Source organism: Streptomyces sp. NPDC097129 (assembly GCF_055668065.1).
On sequence record NZ_JBVOQE010000018.1, the window covers coordinates 82,109 to 89,157 of the forward strand.

9 protein-coding genes are annotated in these 7,049 nt (G+C 67.5%); 3 read left to right on the plus strand and 6 right to left on the minus strand.

The window, feature by feature from the left end; genetic code table 11:
- Positions 1 to 77 precede the first annotated feature (77 nt).
- Positions 78 to 1,241: a PP2C family protein-serine/threonine phosphatase gene (locus AC0B9F_RS34990; protein WP_472009400.1), complete on the minus strand. Its 1,164-nt coding sequence runs from the start codon at positions 1,239 to 1,241 to the stop codon at positions 78 to 80.
- A gap of 148 nt (positions 1,242 to 1,389) precedes the next feature.
- On the opposite strand from AC0B9F_RS34990, the gene AC0B9F_RS34995 reads away from it, so the two are divergent.
- Complete coding sequence (locus AC0B9F_RS34995; protein WP_472009401.1) at positions 1,390 to 1,872, plus strand: MarR family winged helix-turn-helix transcriptional regulator; 483 nt, start codon at positions 1,390 to 1,392, stop codon at positions 1,870 to 1,872.
- Positions 1,873 to 2,197: 325 nt separating this feature from the next.
- Here AC0B9F_RS34995 and AC0B9F_RS35000 read toward each other — a convergent pair whose 3' ends face one another.
- From AC0B9F_RS35000 to AC0B9F_RS35010, 3 genes are all read right to left on the minus strand, one after another.
- Positions 2,198 to 2,578, minus strand: a complete 381-nt coding sequence (locus AC0B9F_RS35000; RefSeq protein ID WP_472009402.1) for a hypothetical protein — start codon at positions 2,576 to 2,578, stop codon at positions 2,198 to 2,200.
- A 187-nt stretch (positions 2,579 to 2,765) separates the two neighbouring features.
- Positions 2,766 to 3,200 (minus strand): MarR family winged helix-turn-helix transcriptional regulator, encoded by a 435-nt coding sequence (locus AC0B9F_RS35005; RefSeq protein ID WP_472009404.1) that lies wholly within the window; start codon positions 3,198 to 3,200, stop codon positions 2,766 to 2,768.
- Positions 3,201 to 3,379: 179 nt separating this feature from the next.
- Complete coding sequence (locus AC0B9F_RS35010; protein ID WP_472009406.1) at positions 3,380 to 3,556, minus strand: hypothetical protein; 177 nt, start codon at positions 3,554 to 3,556, stop codon at positions 3,380 to 3,382.
- 201 nt (positions 3,557 to 3,757) lie between these two features.
- Here AC0B9F_RS35010 and AC0B9F_RS35015 point away from each other — a divergent pair, with 201 nt between their 5' ends.
- Both AC0B9F_RS35015 and AC0B9F_RS35020 read left to right on the plus strand, forming a co-directional pair.
- Complete coding sequence (locus tag AC0B9F_RS35015) at positions 3,758 to 4,174, plus strand: STAS domain-containing protein (protein WP_472009408.1); 417 nt, start codon at positions 3,758 to 3,760, stop codon at positions 4,172 to 4,174.
- Positions 4,171 to 4,608 (plus strand): hypothetical protein, encoded by a 438-nt coding sequence (locus AC0B9F_RS35020; protein WP_472009410.1) that lies wholly within the window; start codon positions 4,171 to 4,173, stop codon positions 4,606 to 4,608. The genes AC0B9F_RS35015 and AC0B9F_RS35020 overlap by 4 nt, the downstream gene beginning before the upstream one ends.
- Positions 4,609 to 4,659: 51 nt before the next feature.
- Here the strand turns inward: AC0B9F_RS35020 and AC0B9F_RS35025 are convergent, their stop codons facing one another.
- A complete protein-coding gene (locus tag AC0B9F_RS35025) occupies positions 4,660 to 6,717 on the minus strand; it encodes an APC family permease (protein ID WP_472009412.1) in 2,058 nt (685 codons plus the stop codon).
- A gap of 237 nt (positions 6,718 to 6,954) precedes the next feature.
- Positions 6,955 to 7,049, minus strand: a 95-nt coding sequence (locus AC0B9F_RS35030) for a sigma factor-like helix-turn-helix DNA-binding protein (RefSeq protein WP_472009420.1), incomplete at its 5' end; no start/stop codon positions are given.

Genomic DNA, 7,049 nt, shown 5'->3' on the forward strand with positions numbered 1-7,049 from the left:
GACAAATATTAGCGCCGGGTGAGTGACGCAAACAAGGCACGACCGCAATCCGTCGACGCCGCGCATCGTGTCGCTCGTCACCGCCCCCGCCAGTCGAGACAGACCACGAGGGCGTCGTCGTCCGGGAGGCTTCGACCGCGATGGCCGGTCAGCTCGCGCAGGATGGCGCGCGGGACCTCGGCGGCGGGCAGCAGACGCGTGGCATGGATCGCCCGGGCGAGCGCGGCGTCCCCGTATGTCTCACCCTTGGGTGAGGCGACGGCATAGACGCCGTCACTGACGAAGATCAGGCGATCCCCGGGCTCGATCTGGAACTCCTGGGCGACGTAGTCGGTCTCCTCGAACATGCCGAGCGGCAGCTGGGCCTCGAAGCGGACACGTTCCACGACGCCACCACGCAGCCGCAGCATCTGCGGGGAGCCGGCGTCCACGACCCGGGCGCGGCCGGTGACGAGGTCGAAGTCGAACATCAGAACCGACAGGTAGCAGCGGCCCCGGTAATGGGCGTACACCGCCTGGTCGGCCAGGGCGGCCTGGTCTTCGATGGAGATGCCGGCCCGCCGGGCGTTGCGCAGTGCGTTGATCGAGAGGTTCGTGAGCAGGGAGGCTTCTGTGCCCTCGCCCATGCCGTTGGTGACGTAGAGCACGAGGTGGTCGGCCGTCGCGGACCAGTCGAAGTTGTCCCCGAAGATCGCGTAGGCGGGCTCGAGCTGGGCGCCCAGCTCGTACTCCGGGCGCGAGCAGGAGCGCCCGGGCAGCAGTTGCCACTGCATCTCGGCGGCCAGGGTGAGCCGGTCCTTGCGGCGCGCCTGCAGGTACACGTCGGTGTCCCGTTCGGCCACGACCACCTCGTGCGCGAGCACGTCGGCGATCTCCGCCAGCTCTGCGAGGCACTCCTCGGCGTGCTCGGCGTCGGGCAGGGTGACGGACAGCACGCCGAGCCGGTCGCCGCGCACGGTCACGGGCAGGTGCGCCACCTGTGCCGAGCCGTCGCTAAGGGCTTCCACGAAGGGCTCCTGGGCGCCGAAAGCCCGGCCGGCGGGGCTGTTGTGCACCGACACCGGCTCCAGGGTGTGCGGCAGTACCGAGACCGGCTGCAGCACGGTCAGACCGTAGTCGGCCATGAACAGCTCGACCGACTCCGCCGCGTACTGCTCTTTCAGGACACGACGGACGGCCTCGAGCAGGTCATGGGGAGCCGCCGTACGTACAGCGCGTTCAGCGACCACAAATCTGTTCACGATGGAAAAAACACCAATCCTTTGCCGGAGAATTACCGCACGTCATCACGGGAACTGGGTCGTCCCATGCCACTACCCGCTCGCTCAAGCCGCAGTACCAGGCCCGGTCACCTAGTACGCTGACAGCCGCCCCGACGCCTGCGAGAGTGTGACCGTGACCGACTTCCGCGCCCGCCCACTGCCCGACGAGGTCGCGCGCGTGACCTCCACGGCGGCGGAGCTGCTGGAAGTCCTCTGGGGCAGGGCCTCGACCGTCCCCGCCTCGGCATCCCAGATGCGGGTACTGCTCATCCTCGAACACCACCAGGGCATCAACCTGCGCACTCTCGCAGACTGCATCGCCTCCACGCCGCCGTCGACCAGCCGGCTCTGCGACCGGCTGCAGGCCGCCGGCTTCATCGACCGCGATATCAGCCCGACCGACCGGCGCGAGGTGCGCCTGCACCTCAGCACCCGCGGCCGCGCCTTCCTCGCCGACCTGCGCGAACGCAGACGAGGGGAACTGCGGTCGGTGCTGAACGTGATGCCCGCAGCGAAGCGGGCAGCCCTCCTGGAAGGCCTGGAGGCCTTCTGCGACGCCGCTTCTCTGCAGATAAAGCCCGAAGCCGACGCCGACAGCCAGTCCGCCTGAGACGGCCAACGCGACGCCGAGTTCACCGGCACCCACCGATGCCGGTGGTCGGCGGCCGGAGCCGTGCCCGCCCACCGGAACATCTCGGATCCCTTCCCGCGTACGTGCGACACGTGTACTTTGTTGCCTCAAGGCTATAATTGTCAAACGGCAACAGTCGCTGTACTGACCTCTGCGACTGCGTCTTCATTCCCTGATACCCGGCCCCGCCGCCCACACGACAGCTGTGGCGCAGTTCACCGCAAATGCGGAGTAATCGAGCATGCCGGGAACCGCCTCCGGGACGTCCGGGGAGGCTGGATGGACAAAGGGAACCGCTCGCGGATCAGCTGCAAGGGGCATGCGGTACGGGCCGCGGCAACGTCAGGATGCCGTCCACCATCTGCGCCGTCCTTGCCTCGCCTCTCAGCGTGTCGAGGCGTTCCAAGAGTGCGTAGCCCTCGACCAGTACCGTCTCGTGGCCCCCGTAGGACTCCAGGTTGACGACTGCCGCTTCCACGTAGCGGATCTCGGACACCAGCAGTGCCACCCCGCAGCCCTGAGCGACGGCCGTTCCGACGCGGGGATAGAGCAGTGGCAACAGGTCGGCGCCGCTGGCATTGCCGATCGTGCCGGCATCAATGCCTCCGGCGCTCTCCAGTTGTCCCCGAGCGTGCTCGATCACCCGGACCAGAGACCGGAAATCCCTCTGGCTCAGCTCAACCACCAGGCGATCATCACTGAGGCGAGGAGTCGGCTCCTTTTGTCTTCGCTTCGAGAACCACGCCACGGCCGCCCCCTGTTGATCAAGCTAGCGAGGTGAAGTCACCTGCCCCAACTCTGAAGGCAGGTGGTGCCATCAGTCTGACAGATTCACATGCCAACTGTTGCTGCATGGAAACTTTTGGTCGGTGTCAGTGGCCCTCGCGGGCGGTGAGCAGGGCGCAGAGCTGCCCCAGCGCATCCTTGAGGACCTCCCGGTCGGCTCCGGAATTGGTGAGGGCGAGGCTCAGCAGATGCCGGCGGTGCTCCCGCGTGATCTGCAAGAGCTTCTGCCCCTCCTCAGTGAGACGGATGGTGACCTCGCGGCCCGCAGCGCGGCGCTCGACCAGGCCGCGCCGCTCAAGACGGTCACACAGCCGGGTGGCGGAGGACGGGCTGGTTCCCAGCGAACGGGCGAGACCGGCCCCGTTGAGAGGCGTGCTCTCCAGCGCCAGCACGGTACGCATCTGCTGGTCGGAGACATCCGGGGCTATGTCCGAGTGAGCGCGCCGCCACAACTCGATCACGGCCTCGGCGACCTGCTCCGCAGCCTCGACAGCGCTCGCTGGATAGCCTCCGTGGGGCATCAGGGCTCCATTCCGCCGACCACACTGGGGTGGCGTCTACCCCCAGGAGTCGCCACCCCACCCGAGTGCCTGAATCGAACACCTCGGGTCGGCGCATCCGGACCACCGCGATGCCGGGTTGGCCGACGGCAAGCCGCGACGCCGGCCGGGGCCCGGCAGACGGACACGGCCATGAGACGTCAGCGTCGACGGCCCCGGACTCTCCAGCCGCCTCCCAGACCCGCGAGATGCAAAGCCAACGCGGTGAGACCGATGAGCATCAGGTTGGTGGACGTCAAGACGTGGTTGGTCGATATGTCTGCCGCGTTGATCAAAAAGGCAATGAAGAAGAGGACGGCGGAAGCGATGGCCAGCATAGTTGTCGATCTCCTAGTCGGGAACGGAGGTGCACTGCACTGCAGATTCCCGCTACTTGGGAAATCACACGGGCGGCGACCGCAAAGGTGGACCGTTCCCCCTGAGCCCTGTCCAGTCACTGTGCTGGTTGCACAGAGACATCGGGGGCAGGGTTTACCCAGGTGCGAACGACGCACCGGAGAAGCGATAGGGGGCTCGGAATGTGCGACGTTCCTTCGGTTACGAAGGCCCATGTCGGCCACTGTCTGGTGGCCAGCTTCAGCGGCGACATGGATTACGCGACCGGGCCGATGTTTCGCAACGAGTTCCTGGACCTCCTGGACTCTGGTGACCGGTGCATTGTGCTGGACCTCGCCGGTGTACCGTTCTGCGATTCTGCGGGACTGAACGCCCTCCTGGCGGCCCGTCGATACGCACGTGAGATCGGTACGACGGTGGTCCTGGCACGGGTGCAGGAGCAACTACGAGCTCTGCTGACACTCACCGGCGTCAACGAGATCCTTCGCATCTACAACGCCGTAGAAGACGCGGTGACGGACCTTTCCGGTCACCTCGGCGATGATCCGAGGAAGGACAGAAATCCCACCCCTCACCCCAGTCCCCCCTCACCCGAATGACCGACGAATTCCATGCATTTGCGGAACCCGTGGCCGCACCGGAAATCGAGTTGTGGCAACGGGCCCGTGAAGAAGTCGCCCCCACCATTCCCCAGGAAGAGTTGCGCGGACTCCTCGCCCTGGACGGCAAGCCCACCGATCTGGGCGGAATCACCGAAAGCCTGGGCGTCAGCAACTCCTCGGCGACGCGGTTGCTCGACCGACTGGAGCGGCGCACGCTGGTGCACCACCACCCCTCCGGCACGTTCTGCCTCACTGGCGCCGGGAAGTGCGTCCTTGAAGCGATGCGTCAACGTCGTCGGCAGCTTCTGGAACAGCCGCCGGCGCCGCCGGACCGCCCGGCGCCTTTGGACGCACGCGCCCAGCTGTACCGAGTGGCTCGGGTGCCACGCAGCCGCTCGCCGCTCGGGTCAAACGGGACTGCACCGTCCTGACCAGCAGACCCGAGGGCGTCTGCTCGCCTGGGCTCGGGAGAGGCAACCCGCTCAGCTCACGTGGACGCGCGGCCGCCGGTCCACGTCCCGCTCGGCGCGGCGCAATACCTCTCGGGTGACCGATGCGACTTCTCCGTCACCGAAGACCAGGAAGCGACCCAGATGACCGACCGGTCCGCCCTCGGTCCAGCTGAAGTACACATGTGGCACCTCGCCGGTGCGGTCACGCAGAGCCAGCAGGATCGCCGCGATGGTGTTCGGCACCGTCGGTCCCTGCACCCGGAGCAGGCGTACCCCCTCCTCCTCGGTCCCGTGGACGGTGACCTCCGCTGTGAAGTCGGAGGAATCCCGCACGGACACCTCGAGGAGGAGGGGCGGTCCGCTCATGGGCGTGATGGGTGAGTGAGGGCGCGCCTCCGACGCGTTCTCGACGGCAGCCCCTCGCCGGCCTCTGTGCTCGTGCGGCTCGTGGGCGATCAAGTGCAGTGGTCCGTCTGCGGCGGCGTGGTCGACGATGCGCTCCGCCTCCTCATCGAGACCGACCTCCGCGACGCGCAGTTCGAACGACCGGTGCACGCGCGAGGCGAACGAGGTGACCAGTATCGCCACGATGAAGATCCCCGCGATCTTGATGCCGTCGGGCCGCTCGATCACGTTGGCGATCAGTGTGTAGGCGAAAACCGCAGTGATCACGGCGAAGCCAAGAGTCGCCCACCGATGGCGCCGGCGGCGCGCCGCGACTGTGGAGGCGAACGACGCCGACAGCATCAGCATGCCGGTCGCGTAGGCGCCACTCTGCTTGTCCACATTCGCGTGAAACCAGACGGTGATGAGAACCGCCGCCCCCATGAACACCAGCACCAGCGGGCGCACGGCCCGTGTCCATTCCGGTGCCATGCCGTAGCGCGGGAGATACCGCGGGACGAGGTTCAGCAGTCCGGCGAGCGCGGAGGCTCCGGCGAACCACAGGATCGCGATGGTCGACACGTCGTACGCCGTGCCGCCCACCTCCCCGAGGTAGCGGTGGGCCAGATAGGCGAGGGCGCGGCCGTTGGCCGGTCCGCCGCTCTTGAAGGCGTCCTGAGGGATGAGGATCGTTGTCGCCAGGCTGGAGAGCAGGAGCAAGAAGCTCATGGTGACGGCGGCCGTGGTGAGCAGGCGGCGGGTTTCGCGGATGCGCCCCTCGGGCTCTTCATGTGTGTCCGACGGGTCACCCTTGACCTGTGGCATCACTGCGACGCCTGTCTCAAAGCCGGACATGCCCAGAGCGAGCTTCGGGAAGACCAGCAGAGCCACACCTGCCATCGCCCACGGAGAACTGTGCGCGGCTGTCATGGCTTCCGCCCAGTCACCGATCCTCACCGGATGGCTGACGACGTGCCAGCAGGCGACGGCGAGCACCACGACGTTGAGAGCCAGGTAGGCGCCCACCAAGGCCACCGCGATGCCGATGGCCTCGCGGAAGCCCTTGAGGAAGATGCCGGCGAGCATGCCGATGAGAACGAGCGTGATCCACAGATTCGCGTTGTGCAGCCACTGCGGGGCGAACGGGTTCTCCACGACATGTGCGGAAGCGTCCGCGGCCGACAGCGTCATAGTGATCATGAAGTCGGTGGCGGCGAACGCCAGCAGCACCAGGACAAAGATCTTTCCTGGCCACCACGGCAGCAGTCGTTCCAACATCGCGATCGACCCTTCGCCGTGCGGACTCTCCCGCGCAACCCTCCGGTAGACCGGCAGCGCACCGCACAACGTCAGAGCGATCAGGACCACGGTGGCGAGGGGGGACAGCAGGCCCGCCGCGAGTGCGGCGATGCCAGGCTGATAGCCGAGCGTGGAGAAGTAATCGACGCCGGTCAGGCACATCACCCGCCACCACCGGTGCCCCTCCTGCTCGGGGTGCGGCGTGCGGTGCGGGCCTGGGTGGCGGGCCGTCTGTTCACTCAGCCCCTGAAGGAGCCAAGCCCGCCATCGTGCGCCCGAGGCGGTCGCCTTGCGGGCGGTCGCCTTGCGGGCGGTCGCCTTGCGGGCGGTCGCCTTGCGGGCGGTCGCCTCGGGGCTGCAAGGCTTGCTGCTCTCGCTGCCCGCCGTGACCTCCACGTCGGCCATATGGTCCTTCCGCGGTCGATGGTGCGTGCGCCGGCTCGGGGCAGGCAGTGTCGGTGAATACGCGAAAGGGCCCGTCGAGCAGGCCGGCGGGCGGACACCCCTTCACGCGGTGTCCGTTCGCTCAGCGCGTTGTCGTGGCCTGCAGGCGGCGTGACGACACAGGCGACTCCCGCCATCTGCTGACAGACCGTGCTGGGCAGCTGCGGGACCCGTCTCAGCCTGCTGGGTGCCCGGCACTCAGTCCGTGGTGAGCATGCCCTCGCGCAGGCGGGCCAGGAGCCGGGTGATCAGCCGGGAGACGTGCATCTGGGAGACTCCGAGGCGTTCGCCGA

What these genes read in the sequence shown, in the direction of transcription:
- AC0B9F_RS35010 (WP_472009406.1), bottom strand. Translation starts at nt 3,556, where the DNA reads ATGCTGGCCATCGCTTCCGCCGTCCTCTTCTTCATTGCCTTTTTGATC.
- AC0B9F_RS35025 (WP_472009412.1), bottom strand. Translation starts at nt 6,717, where the DNA reads ATGGCCGACGTGGAGGTCACGGCGGGCAGCGAGAGCAGCAAGCCTTGC.
- AC0B9F_RS35015 (WP_472009408.1), top strand. Translation starts at nt 3,758, where the DNA reads ATGTGCGACGTTCCTTCGGTTACGAAGGCCCATGTCGGCCACTGTCTG.
- AC0B9F_RS35005 (WP_472009404.1), bottom strand. Translation starts at nt 3,200, where the DNA reads ATGCCCCACGGAGGCTATCCAGCGAGCGCTGTCGAGGCTGCGGAGCAG.
- AC0B9F_RS35020 (WP_472009410.1), top strand. Translation starts at nt 4,171, where the DNA reads ATGACCGACGAATTCCATGCATTTGCGGAACCCGTGGCCGCACCGGAA.